The sequence below is a fragment of the Jeotgalibacillus alimentarius genome (assembly GCF_000829445.1).
GTDB classification, from domain to species: domain Bacteria; phylum Bacillota; class Bacilli; order Bacillales; family Jeotgalibacillaceae; genus Jeotgalibacillus; species Jeotgalibacillus alimentarius.
Window position 1 is genome coordinate 74846 of the sequence record NZ_JXRQ01000029.1, and the last position, 16001, is coordinate 90846.

Here is a 16001-nt window from a genome sequence, read left to right on the forward strand (position 1 = left end):
AATATTTGTCATGTGCTCTGTTCACCGCGCTTCGGGTGGACGCTTTCCGCAGGGACGCCGCCATCCGTTCCGCTCATTTCTCATGGACTATTAGTCATATGGCATGATCAGGTCTCAGACTTATATCATTATTTTCTTAAAAAAGCTTTTGTCCACGAAAAAACCCGGAAGCACTTCAGCTCCCGGGTCAATCAATCATTTATTCTTTATTCATTTCATTTGGATGTGGACCTTTACGCTCGCCGCGGTCAAGGGCATTGATACTTTTCAGTTCGTCTTCAGTCAATGCGAAGTCAAAAACGTCGAAGTTTGATTCGATGCGTGACGGTGTCACTGACTTCGGAATCACAATGCTGCCAGACTGAAGGTGCCAGCGGATAACAACCTGTGCAGGCTCTTTGCCGTACTTTTCAGCGATATTGCGGATGATATCATCTTCAAGTACTTCTCCACCCTGCATTAGCGGGCTCCATGCTTCAAGGAAAATGTCATGCTTCGCACAGAATTCCTTCAGCTCATGCTGTCCGTGGTACGGGTGGCACTCTACCTGATTTAAAACAGGCTTCACTGTGCACTCATTCATCAGGCGCTGCAGGTGCTCAATTTCAAAGTTACATACGCCGATCGCTTTTACTTTTCCGTCTTCATACAGCTTTTCAAGCGCTTTATATGTTTCTACATATTTATCTTTTTCAGGCATTGGCCAGTGAATTAGATAAAGATCCACGTAATCAAGCCCAAGCTTTTCAAGACTTGTCTCTAATGCTTCAAGCGTGCTGTCATAGCCCTGGTCTGCGTTCCAGACTTTTGTCGTGATGAATAGTTCTTCACGGGGCACGCCGGCTTCTCGGATACCCTGTCCGACAGCTTCTTCGTTTTTGTAAATCATGGCTGTGTCAATTGAGCGGTAACCTGTTTGGATCGCTTTCTTTACTGAGTCAACGCCTGTTTGATGATCTTCAACCTGCCAAACGCCAAGTCCGATCTGAGGCATTTTCAGCCCGTTATTTAATGTAACGATATCCATGTGAAAAACTCCTTTCGAATGTGAAAATTCAGATTAAGTATATACATGTGCATCCTTAAAGTCACATTCTTTGTTATTTCCGTTTCCGAAAGAAATAAACCATCACTTGAGCACAAAGCGTCTGATCGCTTCTGCTACACCATGATCCTCATTGGAATGTGTAACCCAGTCAGCTGCTTCTTTTACTTTCGGCTGAGCGTTTTCCATTGCAACGCCAATACCTGATTCTTTGATCATCGCAAGGTCATTCAGACTGTCGCCGACTGCCATAACCTCATCCATACTGATATTCAATCTTTTACAGACTTTGCGGATTGCAGCAGCTTTATTAATGCCGGCAGCGTTGACTTCTATATTAGTCATACTGGAATTCGTCACTTCGAGCTCCTCCCGCATTGATAACTCGTTCCAGATCAGTTCCCGTACATCATCATCTTTTATATCAAAGCCGAACTTCAGCCACTGGAAATCATAAATGTTTTTCGGGAAGGTTGTGTTTTTATTAAAGACACCTTCTACGGTTGAAGACCAGTAATGCGTGTCATGTTTCAGTGCCATGTCCAGCATAAACTCAACATGAGACGAATCAATGATTGTTCTTTCAATCAATGTGCGCTCAGGACTCCAGATCTCCCCTCCGTTAACCGTGATCAGATAGGTCGAGAGGTTCAGGGAGTCAACAATTTTTTCCGCGTATAAAAGGGGACGTCCAGTACTGACCATGACTGCTTTCCCCTGTTCCTGTGCCGTTTTAATAGCTTCTCTGTTCTCTTCAGACACGCTGTGATCATTTCTGAGAAGCGTGCCATCCATATCAAGAGCAATTAACTGTATATCTTTTTTCATGTGAGTCTCCTTCCAAATCTTCTGCATACAAGTATAGACGTTTCAACTGATTAAATCGACCGGAACCCTTTGTGAATCAAGGTTCACGAAAAATGTTTCGTTCTCCAAAATACTATTTAATGAATAATATTTACCTCAGATGTATAGACAGGAAGGCGCTTTCATGTTTTCATAGTGTTAACCCGGCTGACCTCCAGTTATTTATGAAGGAATACATAGGAAATTCGCTTTCACAGGCACTTACACCCACTCTATCCAATGAAAAACATTTCAATTGTCATGATTAATCAGAATAAAAAGAATATTAAGAATTTTTTTATTTAGTATTGAAATCGATTTCATAATGTTATATGCTTGAGACGTGAAAACGATTTCATATGAATTCACAAATGGGGGTGTTCCTATAGGAGGGTCAGCGCGTGTACACCATTAAAGACGTGGCGCTAAAAGCTGGGTTGTCACAGGCTACCGTATCAAGAGTGATTAACAATCATCCGTACGTCAGTGAAGACAAAAAGCAGGCTGTACAAAGAGCGATGGAAGAGCTTGGTTATGTACCGAACTCCTCTGCACGGAGACTGCGCAACATAAAGACAAAGAAAGTTGCCGTTTTGATCTCCAGAATCGTGAATCCTTTTTTCAGCCAGCTGGTCGATGCGATGGAGCAGAAAGCAGCAAAACATGGCTATCAGTTGATTCTTTGTAACACAAGAATCAATCCTGAAAAAGAATTGGAGTATTTTGAGCTGCTTCAGTCCAAGCAGGTCGACGGCATTATTCTGGCAGCAGCCGAAAACAAATGGGAAGCAATTGCCCCGTTTACAAGGTACGGCACTGTCATTTACTGCAATGAATACGATCCCGATGCAACAGTCACGAGAGTCCGTCTCGACCAGGTTGAAGGCGGATATATTGGTACGAAGCACTTACTCGACAAGGGACACAGAAAAATCGGTTACTGCCAGGGGAACGACAGCAGCGTTTCTGTGAATCGCCGCAAAGGATATTTGAAAGCGATTACAGAAGCCGGAATCGAACCAAACCCTGAGTGGATGTTCAAGGACATTTTTACAATTAAAGATGGCAGAGACATTTTCAGACGCATTGCCGCAATGGAAGACCGCCCTACTGCTTTCTTTACCGGAAGTGATGAAGTGGCAGCAGGAATGATTAAGGAAGCACAGTTGAATGGCTGGTGCGTCCCTGATGATCTTGCAGTTGTCGGATTCGATGATCAGCCGATTGCTACGCTGATGGATCCTCAATTTACAACGATTAATCAGTTCACTTCTGATATTGGTGAAAAAGCGATGGAAGTCATGCTTGAAATTATTGAGGGAAAACGTGAAAACAGGGCAGAAGATATTCTTCTACCTTTGAAATTAATTGAAAGACAATCAACTTAAAAACTAAGGGGGCTTTACTTTATGAAACTTTGGAACAAAAAAGTTGCCGGCGCTACTGTACTGACAATGAGCTTACTTCTTGCAGCATGTAGCGGAGATGACGAATCAACAGACACTGGAAATAACGACGCAGGTTCAGACACAGGCGGAGATGATGGCGCTACTGAAGAACAGGAACAAGTAACGATCACTTATGCTGCAGGTGTTGACGTAACGGGTGCAACTGACAAACTAATCGAAGAGTTCGAAGCGCAAAACCCGAACATTGATGTTGAGTACCGTGAAATGCCTGCAGATACAGGGGCTTCTCATGACCAGTACGTCACAATGTTCAGTTCGCAGGATGCCTCTATTGATGTGTTCGACGCAGACGTAATCTGGCCGGCTGAATTTGCCCAGGGACAGTACGCACTTGAGCTTGACCGCTTCATTGAAGCAGACGGCATCAATATGGATGATTACTTCCCGGGTACGGTTGCTTCAGGTCAATTCAATGGACGCCAGTATGCAATGCCTAAGTTCACTGATGCAGGGCTACTCTACTATCGTACAGATATCGTAGAAACACCTCCTACAACATGGGATGAGCTAATGACAATGGCTGCTGAACTTCAGGGTGAAGCAGGAACTGAGTTCGGTTATCTGATGCAGGCTAATCAATATGAAGGAATGGTTACAAACGCGATTGAATTCATCGCTTCTCACGGCGGACAAGTTGTTGACGAAAACAACGAAGTCGTGGTGAACAGCCCAGAAACAATTGCAGGGATCCAGACAATGATCGATATCGTTAACTCTGATTTCGTACCAAGCAATATCTTAAGCTTCCAGGAAACTGAAACAAATAACGCATGGGTTGGCGGACAGGCAGTATTTGCCCGTAACTGGCCTTACATGCAGTCAACTTCAGCTGACGAAGAAGCTTCTGAAGTTGCAGGTAACGTAGGATTCGCAACACTTCCTGAAGGGGATGCAGGAAGCGCGGCGACACTTGGCGGATGGATGACAATGATTAACCGTTATTCTGAAAACCAGGAAGCTGCATGGGAATTCGTTAAATTCATGACTGGTGCAGAAGGCCAGACAATCAGTGCAGTTGAAGGTGGACGCGCACCGACAATTGAAGCACTTTATGAAGAGACTGAAGTTCAGGAAGCTGCAACACTATTTGCTAACGAGCAGTTCGTTGAAACACTTCAAAATGCTGTACCAAGACCGGTAACACCGATCTATCCACGTATTTCTGACATCATGCAGGTTCAGCTTTCAAGAGCACTTGCAGGAGAAATCACAGCTGAAGAAGCAGCTGCTAACATGCAGGAAGAAATGGAAGCAGCAATGGCAGAATAAAAGCGTAAGGCGCTTGATCAGCTGCGACAAGCATAAGACGCTGAGCGAAAAAGGGCGAACTTTCCCTTTATCGCTCAGTGGCTTATGACTCGAGCAGCTAGCGCCTGGAGCTGGATATCGTAAAAGCGTAAGGCGCTAAATGACAACAGGACGAAGGGGGGGTGTTTTTTCACCTCCCCTTCTCCTGATTAAAAAACATTCTATGAAAAAAGTAGGTGAAACCGTTGAAGTTTCAATTGAACGAAAAACAGCTTGGTTATGCAATGGTCGCGCCCGCTCTGATTCTCGTTATCCTCGTTACACTTTGGCCGGTTGCGCAGTCATTTTATAACAGTTTATTTGATTACCGGCTGAATGACCCTTCCCGATCAGAGCGTTTTTTAAGCTCAAATATGGACCTTGAGCGCTATGCGAATGATTACTTTTACCTCTCAAGAGATCTTGAAGCATTAGAAGGTCAGGCACCTGATCCGGATGATGCTGCAGCTGTAGCTGAGATCAGTCAGGAATTTGAAGCTTACCACGCAGAACTCCTGGAAATGGATGGTCTGGCGGAACAGTATGAAGAAGTTGAAGGCATGATTGCTTCTTTTACTGCCATTGCAGACCGTGATTTAAAATATGCTTCAGTGGAAAATGACTGGGCAGAAGGTTTTAAAGCCTTTTTGGATGATGCAAGTGAACAGCTGACCACCATCTCACAGAATACTGAAAATGAAGAGTTCTCGGTAACTGCCGGAAACGTAGCAGGTTCTCTCGATTCAGTGAATACAGCTGTCATTGAATCAAACTTTATCGGATTTGATAACTATCAGCGTTACCTCACAGACGGCCGTATGTGGCAGTCAATGGGTAACACGATGCTCTTTACTATCGTGTCAGTATTTGCAGAGCTTGTACTCGGTCTGATGATCGCACTTCTGATCAACCGTGCATTTGTCGGGCGTGGGATTGTACGGGCATCAGTACTGATTCCGTGGGCGATTCCAACCGCGGTTGCCGCGATGATGTGGGGCTTCCTATATGATGGACAGACAGGGATTGTTGCCCACTATTTTGAACAATTCGGGTTAATAGATGATGCTTCTGTGCTTCTATCTACCGGAGCAGGTGGTATGTTCTCTGTTATCTTTGCAGATGTCTGGAAAACAACGCCTTATATGGCCCTTCTGTTACTTGCAGGGCTTCAGACCATTCCAGGCTCTCTTTATGAGGCGGCTGAAGTGGATGGTGCCGGAAAGATGCAGCAGTTCTGGAAGATTACACTTCCATTATTAAAGTCATCAATCCTTGTTGCTTTGCTCTTCCGTACGCTCGATGCATTCCGCGTATTCGACCTGATCTTTGTACTGACAGGCGGTGGACCTGCAAACGCAACAGAGTCAATCTCCATCTATGCGTATATCACCCTCTTCTCTCAATCTAACTTTGGAGCGGGTTCAGTATTATCAGTTATCGTATTTATCTCAGTAGCGATTATCTCAACACTGTTTATCAAATTCATCGGGTCGGATTTGTTTGCCGGCAAAACGGGTCGATAAGGAGGAATCAAGATGAACAAACGTGCAGGAATAGGCTTTTATATTTTTCTCGTCGTGTTTGTATTTTTCGTGATGTTCCCTTTCATCTGGGTTTTCCTCACGTCGATCAAACCGCCGGGTGAGATTTTCAACAACTTTAATTGGTTCACAGCAGATCCGTCACTCGCATCCTATGAAAATGCGATTACGAATCGTCCACTCTTCAGATATATGTGGAACAGTTTCGTAGTATCAACATTGACAACTTTAATTGCAATCGGATTTGCATCGGTTGCAGCTTACGCGCTGACGCGTCTGCCAATCCGGTTTAAAGGTGTTATTTTAGGAATCATTTTAGCAGCATCCATGTTCCCACAGATTGCGATTATCTCGCCAATCTATAACTTTGTAACAGCTGTTGGTCTTCGTAACAGCTATATGGGTCTTGTGATTCCGTATATTACGGTCTCCCTCCCTCTTGCAATCTGGATTCTCGCAACCTTCTTCCAGAAAATTCCGTGGGAGCTTGAAGAATCAGCAAAACTGGATGGTGCATCACCTTTCCAGACATTCAGAAAGATTATTTTCCCGCTGGCTGCACCTGGTGTATTTACGACAGGGATCCTCGTCTTCATCGCAGCGTGGAATGAGTATTTATTTGCACTAACGATTAATACGTCTGATGAATGGCGTACAGTACCGGTTGGAATCTCATTCTATCAGAGTCAGTTCACGATTCCTTGGGGAGATATTTCAGCTGCGACTGTTCTAGTGACCATTCCTATTGTTATACTGGTATTGATTTTCCAAAGAAGAATTGTTGCCGGACTGACTTCAGGCTCGGTGAAAGAGTAATCAGGAGTGTGCCGGGTCCATATGAGGTCCCCGGCCCTCTTTATGAGTTAAGTTGAAGGAAACGGTGTAAATATTTCCTTCTGAGTTGTTAAATCTGTTAAAGTAAAGGAAGCGGTTGCATATACAACCTACCCTATTTTTAGAGCGCTTACAGCGATCATTAAAGGAGTGTTTCAAAGTATGAACGTTACAGTTTGGAATGAATTTAGACATGAGAAAAAGCATGATGCAGTGAAGGAGATTTATCCAGAAGGCATCCACCGCGTGATTGCAGATGCACTTACTGAGCACGGATATGACGTGAAAACGGCTACATTGGATGAGCCTGAGCACGGACTGACTGAAGATGTGCTGAATAATACAGATGTTCTCTTGTGGTGGGGACACCTTGCACATGAAGAAGTCGATGATGCAATTGTTGAAAAAGTGCAAAAGCGTGTTTGGGAAGGCATGGGTCTGATCGTCCTCCACTCTGCTCACTTCTCTAAAATCTTCAAACGTCTAATGGGGACAGGATGTGACCTGAAATGGCGTGAAGCAAACGAACGTGAGCGTCTATGGGTAGTTGACCCTAGTCATCCGATCGCTGACGGTATTGGTGAATATATTGAACTTGATGAAGAAGAAATGTACGGTGAACATTTTGATATTCCTGCACCGGACGAGCTGATTTTCCTCAGCTGGTTCCAGGGCGGCGAAGTATTCAGAAGCGGTGCAACATTCAAGCGCGGCAACGGAAAGATCTTCTACTTCCGACCAGGTCATGAGACGCACCCGACTTACCATAACAAACAAATCCAGCAGGTCATTGCGAACGGTGTAAAATGGGCAGCCCCAACAAAGCGCGACTACCCTGTATACGGCAATGCAAAGCCGATCGAAAAGCTTGAAGGATATAAGGAGGACTAATCCATGGCAAAGTTAAAAGTTGGTGTAGTGGGTGCAGGGAGTATTGCAAAGCACCGCCACCTTGCAGAATATGCAGCAAATGACAATGTAGAAATCGTAGCAATCTGCGATATTAATGAAGAACGCGCAAAAGAAATGGCTAAAAAATTTGGTGCTGCGCAAACGTTTACTGATTACAAAGACCTTGTGAAACAGGATCTCGATGCAGTGAGCGTCTGCACACCAAACTACCTTCACGCACCTGTCTCGATTGCAGCACTTGAAGCAGGCAAACATGTGTTATGTGAAAAGCCGATGGCAACAAGCGAACAGGAAGCTGATGATATGATCGCAGCTGCTGATAAAGCAGGCAAATTGCTCATGATCGGACATAACCAGCGCTTCGTAGCATCACATCAGAAAGCAAAAGAATGGCTTGCTTCAGGTGAGCTTGGCAAAGTTTACAGCTTCCGTACTGCTTTTGGACACCCTGGTCCTGAAGGCTGGAGTGCTGACGGAAAAGACAGCTGGTTCTTCAAAAAAGATGAAGCATTTATCGGCGCAATGGGTGACCTTGGCGTGCATAAAACTGATCTGATCCGCTACATATTAGGTGAAGAAATGACAGAAGTAGCGGCAATGGTTGAAACGAGCGCCAAAGAAAACACTGATGTCGATGACAATGCCGTACTCGTCTTAAAATCAGAAAGCGGCATTATCGGAACACTTGCAGCTAGTTGGTCTTACGTTGCTGAAGATAATGCAACCGTGATCTACGCTGAAAAAGGCGTACTGCGTCTTGAAGATGATCCTGAATATTCAGTTGTCCTTCAGAAAGCGGACGGCACGAAAGAAGAACTTTCACTTGGCAAGATCCAGTCAAATGACGAAGGCGGCCAGGTATCAACCGGCGTCATCGATCATTTCGTGGACTCGATCCTGTCAGGCAAGCAGCCGCTGATTGACGGTGAAGAAGGCAAACGCTCCCTCAAAATCATTCTAGGAGCGCTTGAGTCTAACAAATCCAAACAGATTGTTAAGTTATAGGTGATCAATATGGATAAATTAAGAATTGGCATTATTGGAGTCGGGGGCATCGCGGTATCGCGGCACCTCCCCTCCTTTCTTGCGTTAGGAAACGACGTTGATGTAACAGCGGTATGTGATGTGAATGGCGAGCGTGCAAAATCGGTCGCTAAAGACTATCAGGTTCCCTACCATACAGATGACTTCCATCAGATTTTTGATAAAGTGGACGCTGTTACGATCTGTACACCGAATAAATTTCATGCTGAAATTGCCATCGCTGCACTTGAAGCTGGCAAACATGTGTTATGTGAAAAGCCGATGGCGATGACAACAGCAGAGTGTAAAGCGATGATTGAAGCATCTGAAAAAGCTGATAAGGTCCTGATGATTGCTTATCACTATCGTCATACAAAAGAAGCAGTAGCAGCTAAGCGCTTTATTAATGCCGGTGAAATCGGGCGACCACTCGTCTCACGCGCACAGGCGATCAGACGCCGTAAAGTGCCGGGCTGGGGCGTATTCACAAATAAAGATCTGCAGGGCGGCGGCAGCCTGATTGACTTTGGCTGTCATTTCCTGGACCTTGCCCTCCACTTAATGGATTTCCCTGAAATTGCTGAAGTCTCAGGTGCTACGTACAACGAACTGAGCCGTCAGGACGATGTTGTCAACCAGTGGGGTAAATTTGATCCGACCACGTTTGAAGTTGATGATCACGCGACTGCTTATATTAAATTTAAAGATGGTGCTACGTTATTATTTGAAACGTCGTGGGCTGCAAACCTTGCAGATGACCAGGAGACGGTTACGGTTTCAGGTACAAAAGGCGGCCTTGATGTATATCCGCTGAAATTATATCAGGCGAAATACGGCATGCTGCTTGATCAGGAGCCTTACTGGATCTCAGACGATGAAAACCCTGGACTTCCCCAGGCATATAACTTCCTTGAAAGCTGCCGTGGTAATCAGCAGCCGCTTGTGAAGGCTGAGGAAGCAATGATTGTGTCAAAAGTAATTGAAGCGATTTATGAGAGCAGTGAGACCGGGAAGTCGATCAGGTTTTAGGCTCTGTAAGACTGGCTGATGATTAGCTGTGAAAAAACAATAACGATCTTTAGTAAAGCTAAGGTTTAATCATTTCAATATATGGAGGTATCTCTGTTATGAAGTTAGGTGTATTTGCAGTATTATTCGCACAGAAACCGTTTGAAGAAATGCTTGATTATGTAAAGGATTCAGGTCTTGATGCAGTAGAGATCGGCACAGGCGGATATCCGGGTAATGACCACTGTCCGATTGATGAGCTGCTTGAAGACGAAGGTAAGCGTAAAGAGTATCTTGAAAAAGTAACATCACGCGGGCTGACAATCAGTGCATTCAGCTGTCACGGTAACCCTGTCAGCCCTGATGCAGCATTCGCTAAAGAAAGTGATGAAGCGCTTCGCAAAACGATTAAGCTTGCGAAGCTTTGCGGTGTTCCTGTTGTGAACACGTTCTCAGGTACGCCTGGTGCCGACGCTGACGCAAAGCATCCAAACTGGCCTGTTTCACCTTGGCCGAATGAATACGGCGATATTATGAAATGGCAGTGGGAAGAAAAACTAATTCCTTACTGGAAAGAAATCGCTGAAATCGCAAAAGAAGCAGATGTAAAAATCGGCCTTGAACTACACGGCGGATTCTCTGTGCACACACCATATACAATGTTGAAGCTTCGCGAAGCGACAAACGAGTATATCGGTGCGAACCTTGACCCAAGTCATCTTTGGTGGCAGGGAATTGATCCTGTTGGTGCAATCAAAATTCTTGGTAAAGAAAATGCGATTCACCACTTCCACGCAAAAGATACGTATATTGACCAGGACAACGTAAATATGTACGGCCTGACTGATATGCAGACATACGATAAAATCCAGACGCGTGCATGGAGCTTCCGCTCAGTTGGAATGGGACACCCTGCAGACGAATGGGGCCGCATCATCAGCGCACTGCGCACATACGGCTACGACCACGTCGTCAGCATCGAACACGAAGACCCAATTATGAGCATCGAAGAAGGCTTCCAGCGCGCAGTACAAACGCTGAAGTCGGTTAATATTAAAGAACAGCCAGCGGATATGTGGTGGCTGTAAGAATCAGAGACCCCAAAAACTTCCTCAGACTCCGTCTGCAGGAAGTTTTTTTGCGCTTTGCGCATAGGTCAAATGACACTAAGTGGCGAACATTCACTACTAAGCGTTGAACATAGACATATGAGTGGCGAACATAACAGGTTATGTCGCGAACACTCAGCTTTATATAGCGAACAAGAACTATTTTCCGCCGAACCCCCCTCCGCTATCTAGCTATATCCCCTTCCATCAAGTAAAATAAAAATAAAAAAGGTGTGAACTGCTGTGCCTCATCTTGTGAAATTTGCAGAATACGTGAGTCGTCATAAGACGGAAATGGCTGAAGAAATTGTTGATGCTGTCATTGAAAGAGCAAATCTTTCTATATCAACTGAAGAGCGCGAAGATGCGACCTCGATGTATATGGAATTCCTGACTTTTCTAGGTGACATTGCTGAACAGCACCGTACGACTGCCCCTGATGCGCTTATCAGCTGGAGTAAGGAAAATGCGGCAAGACAGGTTGCTGCGGGTGGTAAGATTTCAGAAATCATCGTAAGGTACCAGCCTACCCGTGAAGTCTTTATTGAAGTGGTAAATGAAATTGGAGAGCAACTGAAGCTCTGTATTAAAGAACAGTCGGAGATTATTAAAAAAGTTGACCTCTTACTCGATACAAGTTTAAATGAGACGGTTTTTGCCTATGAAGCGATGACGGAGCGTAAGGAAGAACGTTACCAGGAAGAGGCTGCAAGACTGTCTGCACCAATTGTTCCTGTAAGAGAAGGTGTGGTCGTACTTCCACTGATTGGTGAGATGACAGCTTTCCGGGCAAGATACATATTAGAACACGTACTGCCTGAACTTGCAGGATCTGATATTCATTACGCGATTATTGATTTCTCAGGTATCACCCCTGTTGAGATTGAAGTGGCACAGTATCTGAATCAGATGAAAGGTATGCTGCAGCTGCTTGGGGTGCAGGTTCTTGCTACCGGCTTCAGACCTGACACAGTCAAATCACTAGTTGACAGTGGGCTTGTTGATTTTAAGAATACCCGTGCTTTTACAACTGTCAAACAGGCACTTGATAGTCTTGAGAAAGTAAATGTCTAATCGTGATAGAGCGGCCATCACTGGTGCGCTCTTTTTTAATGCACCTTTCCATTTTTGATCTATTTTTAGAAAATATTGTAGAGCTTCACCGGTTAAGGTAGAATTTTATTAACATCTATTCTCAGGGAGAAAGCGTATGGAATTTATTTTAATGTTAGCCGGAGCTGTTATCTCGCTGCTCATTTTCTATTTCATCATCCGGGCAGCAGTAACAGATGGAATCAACCGTTCAGTGATTGGACAGCGATTTGCACAGCAATCCATTCAGGAGCCGCAAAGAGCCGTTCAAAACTTTTCAATGATGAAAGGCGGCAGAGTTATTACGTATCAAAAAGCAACAGAAGCCAGATATGAAGAGATTCTTAGACTGCTTAAAAGCTGCGCGGCAGATCTTAAGGAAAAGGGCATTAATCAGTGGGGTTACCTGTTATCAGGTGGTGAAGACGCTGAAGTCAGGAAAGATATTGTAAAAGGTCATACATACGGTATGTTTGAAAAAAATGAAGTGGTCGGTACATTTACAATCAGAAAAGGCCCAAATTCCTGGGATGAGCATGTCTGGCAGGACAGAGTGGAAAAAGATGCTTTGTATCTTCACAGACTTGCCGTTACACCTGTTTTTCGTCAGGAAGGAATCGGAAGCGCCGCTCTTGATTGGATTTCTGAGAATTTTCAGGGGGAAGTGCTGATGCTCGATTGCGTTGAAAAGAATGAGGAGCTGAGTCATTTTTACAATGAACGCGGTTTTGAGTCGGCAGGTACGTATGATGGGCATCATCGATATTGGAAAAGACTATAAGAAGCGTACAAAAAAGCTGATGGCCGCCATCAGCTTTTTTGTATACAGTTTTGCCGGTAGCGCGGCTGATACGGCTTTCCCAGACGATGATACGACCACCAATCCGGGTGTATCCGGTCTTTCCTGCAAAGAATACGACCTTCGCCACACAAAACGCGACCTTCAATGGATTAGCAGCAGCACCCGGCTATGCCTAAATGTTTGCCACGCATGCCTCAAGAAATGCTTCAGCTGACATACGTTTTTCTCCTCCGCCCTGAGCGAAGTCCGGCTTTCCACCTCCACGTCCGTCAATCAGCGGCAGGACAGATTTGATCAGCTTGTTCATATCTGTTGTTACTTCAGCCCCTCTGCCGCAGACCAGCTGGAGCTTGTCATCAGTTTCATTTACAAATAGAACGGTTTTTTGATCAGGTCCAGCAATGATCATTTTGGCAAGCTTCTGAAGTTCAGCAACCGGCCGGTCAGTGAATACTTCCTTTACCACATCTCCCTGATACTGCTTCGCTTCAAAAGTCAGCAGCTGACTTTTGAGCTCTTCTACTGTCTTTTCAAGCTGACGGTTCTGATCAAGAAGCCTGTCTGCAGCATCCACCAGTTTTTCCTGAGGGGCACTCATTTTTGCAGTCAGTGCCTGGATGACTTCATGTTTTTCACTAAGCTGACGTGTCACTCTCTTCCCGCAGACAAAATAAACCCTCGTCTGTCCGCGCTGCTTTTCAGTGTGAAGAATGTTGATCGCACCTACCTGTCCGGTAGACGTTGGATGTGTTCCGCCGCAGCCGTTATAATCAGCTTCCGGGATGATCACAAGCCGGATATCATCTGTGACGGCTACATCTTTTCTGAGAGGATACTGCTTTAACTCCTCCTGGCTCACCCATTTCGTTTCAATTGGTCGGTTTTCAAGTACAAGCTCATTTGCCTGCCTCTCAGCCATGCTGAGCACTTCATCACTGACCTGTTCTGCTTCGAGGTCAACTGAACAGACCTCTTCTCCTAAATGAAAGCTGACTGTCTTTAAGTTAAAGTTGTTTTCAAAAGCGGCAGACAGGATATGCTGACCTGCATGCTGCTGCATATGATCAAAGCGGCGATCCCAGTTCACTTCACCATGGACAGTTTCAAGTAATGGATCAGTTCCTTCTATATAATGTCTGACTGCCCCGTCCACTTCTTCCACATTATAAACAGGCGCCTGATTCAGAAGCCCGGTATCATGCGGCTGCCCTCCGCCTGTCGGGTAAAAAGCAGTCTGATCGAGGACAACATAGCGCCGTCCCTGTTCATCTGTTCCTTCATCGATTTTTTTCGCCTGAAAGGTTTGCAGGTTAACATCTTCATAGAATAATTTCATGGTGTACTATTTCCTTTCTCTTTGGTATCCATGACATCCCACGGCGTAATGATACCAAGTATCGGTTTATTACTTGCGCCGTTTTCAGTTATAATCAGCGCCACCAGTTTTTCACCGCGCTCAGCTGCCTGCGCAAAGCGGTCCTGCGCTTCATAGAGGCTCGCTTCTTTACGGATAAAACGGTAGCTCTTTTTCTTTTTATCAAAAGGCTGCAGATCTTTAACCCGCACATCCTTAATCGACACACTGTCCTGATCGAGATGCGCTGCCAGCCAGTTCGCGACCCCACTGTCTGTAACAAGGGATGTAACGAGATCATGCTGATCAACGAGCGGAAATTGTGAGTACGCTTTTTCATTCATGTTCTGCAATACCTGTTTTAAAGAAGAATGTTCATTCAGCGTTACAACCTCTTTCATAAATCGCTCTACAGTCGGCGGCACCACCAGCTTGCTTCTGATTTCTTCAATCAGCTCAACAATATAAAGGGTCGGCTCAGCCAGTACTTCATTTGTATATGTATGAACAATCGCATTACGCAGCTCAGCAATTTCCTTCAGGTCACTGATATAGCGCTTCACAATACGGTCATTACGCTGAGCGGCTTTATCCAGAAGTGCCTGAAAGCTCATATAATCGCCTTTATTGTGCTTTGTCTTAAGATAACTTTCGATTTCGTTAAAATCACGCAAAAACGCGCGGGAATTGGCAGAGTCCATAAGTGTGTCCCCTTTTCGATTTATGATACAGGTTTTCCATAGACAGGTCATCTAATATGATAGCCATCTTTCTTCATTAAAAACGTCCGGATCACGATGACTGGACGTTTTTAAAAAGATATTATATTAATTTGACCCTAATCGCTTTAATGTATCCCAATCAATCAATTGTTCACGCTGTTCAACTTGAAAAGTATAATTCACTTTAAACCTCCGACTTTCATTCGGGGCCACGTGGTTCATGTGAAACGAAAGCGCCATTTTACTATCTGCCTTCAATTCAAAACCCTCAATATCTATAAGCTCTGCCGGACTGTCACGGTACACGCCAATACATACGGCTTCAGAAGTTCGACGACGCACATCAGTTGATGGTTTCATACACAATTAAAAAAGCCGAAATCATGATTTGATTCCGGCTTTTATCATCACATACTATTTACTGCCTTTTCCATACGTTTTGCTGTCCCAGGCCCAATCAAAAAATGAGGTGCCTGCTACAATGAACAATGGCAGAAAAAGATTTTCTCCCCAGGATACTTCACGGTTATTAAAAATATCGAGCATTGTTAGAAAAAAGAACATCACTCCACAAAATACCGCCCAGCGCCAGACTCCTTCTTTGAATTGTCCTGACTTCTTCAAACCTCCACCCCTTTACGCGCCTAAAAACGCTAGGCCAAAAAAGAAGATCCATATAATAATAGAAAAGCCCTGAACGATAATTCCTACAATACTGCAAATCATACCTGAGATCGCGAGGCCTTTACCGCTTTCTTCTGTGATGTCAATCTGTTTCATTGACATATTGGCTGTAATAATCCCGCCGATACCCAGTAAAATTCCTAATCCCGGTACCATAATAGAGAGAATGCCAAGGGTCAGCGATACGATTGACTGTGTATTTGTCTGTTCCATATGATCAGCTCCTTACTTTTATATACGGCCATAATAGCCAAAAGATTCAATAATCGACAT

Annotated in this window: 16 protein-coding genes; 10 read left to right on the forward strand and 6 right to left on the reverse strand. The window is 44.7% G+C overall.

Annotated features, from left to right (window positions below):
• Positions 1-199 precede the first annotated feature (199 nt).
• Positions 200-1027, reverse strand: a complete 828-nt coding sequence (locus KP77_RS15285; RefSeq protein WP_041123616.1) for an aldo/keto reductase — start codon at positions 1025-1027, stop codon at positions 200-202.
• 102 nt (positions 1028-1129) lie between these two features.
• Complete coding sequence (locus tag KP77_RS15290; protein WP_041123617.1) at positions 1130-1873, reverse strand: Cof-type HAD-IIB family hydrolase; 744 nt, start codon at positions 1871-1873, stop codon at positions 1130-1132.
• Between the two features lie 419 nt (positions 1874-2292).
• On the opposite strand from KP77_RS15290, the gene KP77_RS15295 reads away from it, so the two are divergent.
• The 10 genes from KP77_RS15295 (at position 2293) to KP77_RS15340 (ending at position 12947) form a co-directional block, all read left to right on the forward strand.
• Positions 2293-3279 carry a LacI family DNA-binding transcriptional regulator gene (locus KP77_RS15295; protein ID WP_041123618.1) on the forward strand — a complete coding sequence of 329 codons (987 nt, stop codon included), beginning with the start codon at positions 2293-2295 and terminating at the stop codon, positions 3277-3279.
• A gap of 21 nt (positions 3280-3300) precedes the next feature.
• The gene (locus KP77_RS15300; protein ID WP_041123619.1) at positions 3301-4629 is read left to right on the forward strand and encodes an ABC transporter substrate-binding protein; all 1329 of its coding nucleotides are present in this window, start codon (positions 3301-3303) and stop codon (positions 4627-4629) included.
• A gap of 263 nt (positions 4630-4892) precedes the next feature.
• Positions 4893-6170 carry a carbohydrate ABC transporter permease gene (locus KP77_RS15305; RefSeq protein WP_152614759.1) on the forward strand — a complete coding sequence of 426 codons (1278 nt, stop codon included), beginning with the start codon at positions 4893-4895 and terminating at the stop codon, positions 6168-6170.
• 12 nt (positions 6171-6182) lie between these two features.
• A complete protein-coding gene (locus tag KP77_RS15310; protein WP_041123621.1) occupies positions 6183-7004 on the forward strand; it encodes a carbohydrate ABC transporter permease in 822 nt (273 codons plus the stop codon).
• Between the two features lie 180 nt (positions 7005-7184).
• Positions 7185-7913 (forward strand): ThuA domain-containing protein, encoded by a 729-nt coding sequence (locus tag KP77_RS15315; RefSeq protein WP_041123622.1) that lies wholly within the window; start codon positions 7185-7187, stop codon positions 7911-7913.
• 3 nt (positions 7914-7916) lie between these two features.
• Positions 7917-8939 carry a Gfo/Idh/MocA family protein gene (locus tag KP77_RS15320; RefSeq protein ID WP_041123623.1) on the forward strand — a complete coding sequence of 341 codons (1023 nt, stop codon included), beginning with the start codon at positions 7917-7919 and terminating at the stop codon, positions 8937-8939.
• Between the two features lie 9 nt (positions 8940-8948).
• Positions 8949-9986, forward strand: coding sequence for a Gfo/Idh/MocA family protein (locus tag KP77_RS15325; protein ID WP_041123624.1), 1038 nt, complete (start codon positions 8949-8951; stop codon positions 9984-9986).
• A 98-nt stretch (positions 9987-10084) separates the two neighbouring features.
• On the forward strand, positions 10085-11053 hold the full coding sequence (locus KP77_RS15330; protein WP_041123625.1) for a sugar phosphate isomerase/epimerase family protein: 969 nt from the start codon (positions 10085-10087) through the stop codon (positions 11051-11053).
• 264 nt (positions 11054-11317) lie between these two features.
• Entirely contained in the window at positions 11318-12148 is an 831-nt protein-coding gene (locus KP77_RS15335) for an STAS domain-containing protein (protein WP_041123626.1), read from the forward strand.
• A gap of 136 nt (positions 12149-12284) precedes the next feature.
• Positions 12285-12947 (forward strand): GNAT family N-acetyltransferase, encoded by a 663-nt coding sequence (locus KP77_RS15340; protein WP_041123627.1) that lies wholly within the window; start codon positions 12285-12287, stop codon positions 12945-12947.
• A gap of 193 nt (positions 12948-13140) precedes the next feature.
• Here KP77_RS15340 and KP77_RS15345 read toward each other — a convergent pair whose 3' ends face one another.
• The 4 genes from KP77_RS15345 to KP77_RS15360 all read right to left on the reverse strand — a co-directional run bounded on the left by KP77_RS15345 (position 13141) and on the right by KP77_RS15360 (position 15941).
• On the reverse strand, positions 13141-14304 hold the full coding sequence (locus tag KP77_RS15345; RefSeq protein WP_041123628.1) for a serine-tRNA(Ala) deacylase AlaX: 1164 nt from the start codon (positions 14302-14304) through the stop codon (positions 13141-13143).
• Positions 14301-15023 (reverse strand): CBS domain-containing protein, encoded by a 723-nt coding sequence (locus KP77_RS15350; RefSeq protein ID WP_041123629.1) that lies wholly within the window; start codon positions 15021-15023, stop codon positions 14301-14303. Before KP77_RS15350 ends, KP77_RS15345 begins: the two co-directional genes overlap by 4 nt.
• A gap of 435 nt (positions 15024-15458) precedes the next feature.
• Entirely contained in the window at positions 15459-15668 is a 210-nt protein-coding gene (locus KP77_RS15355) for a hypothetical protein (protein WP_041123630.1), read from the reverse strand.
• 12 nt (positions 15669-15680) lie between these two features.
• Positions 15681-15941, reverse strand: a complete 261-nt coding sequence (locus tag KP77_RS15360) for a DUF4190 domain-containing protein (protein WP_041123631.1) — start codon at positions 15939-15941, stop codon at positions 15681-15683.
• Positions 15942-16001 lie beyond the last annotated feature (60 nt).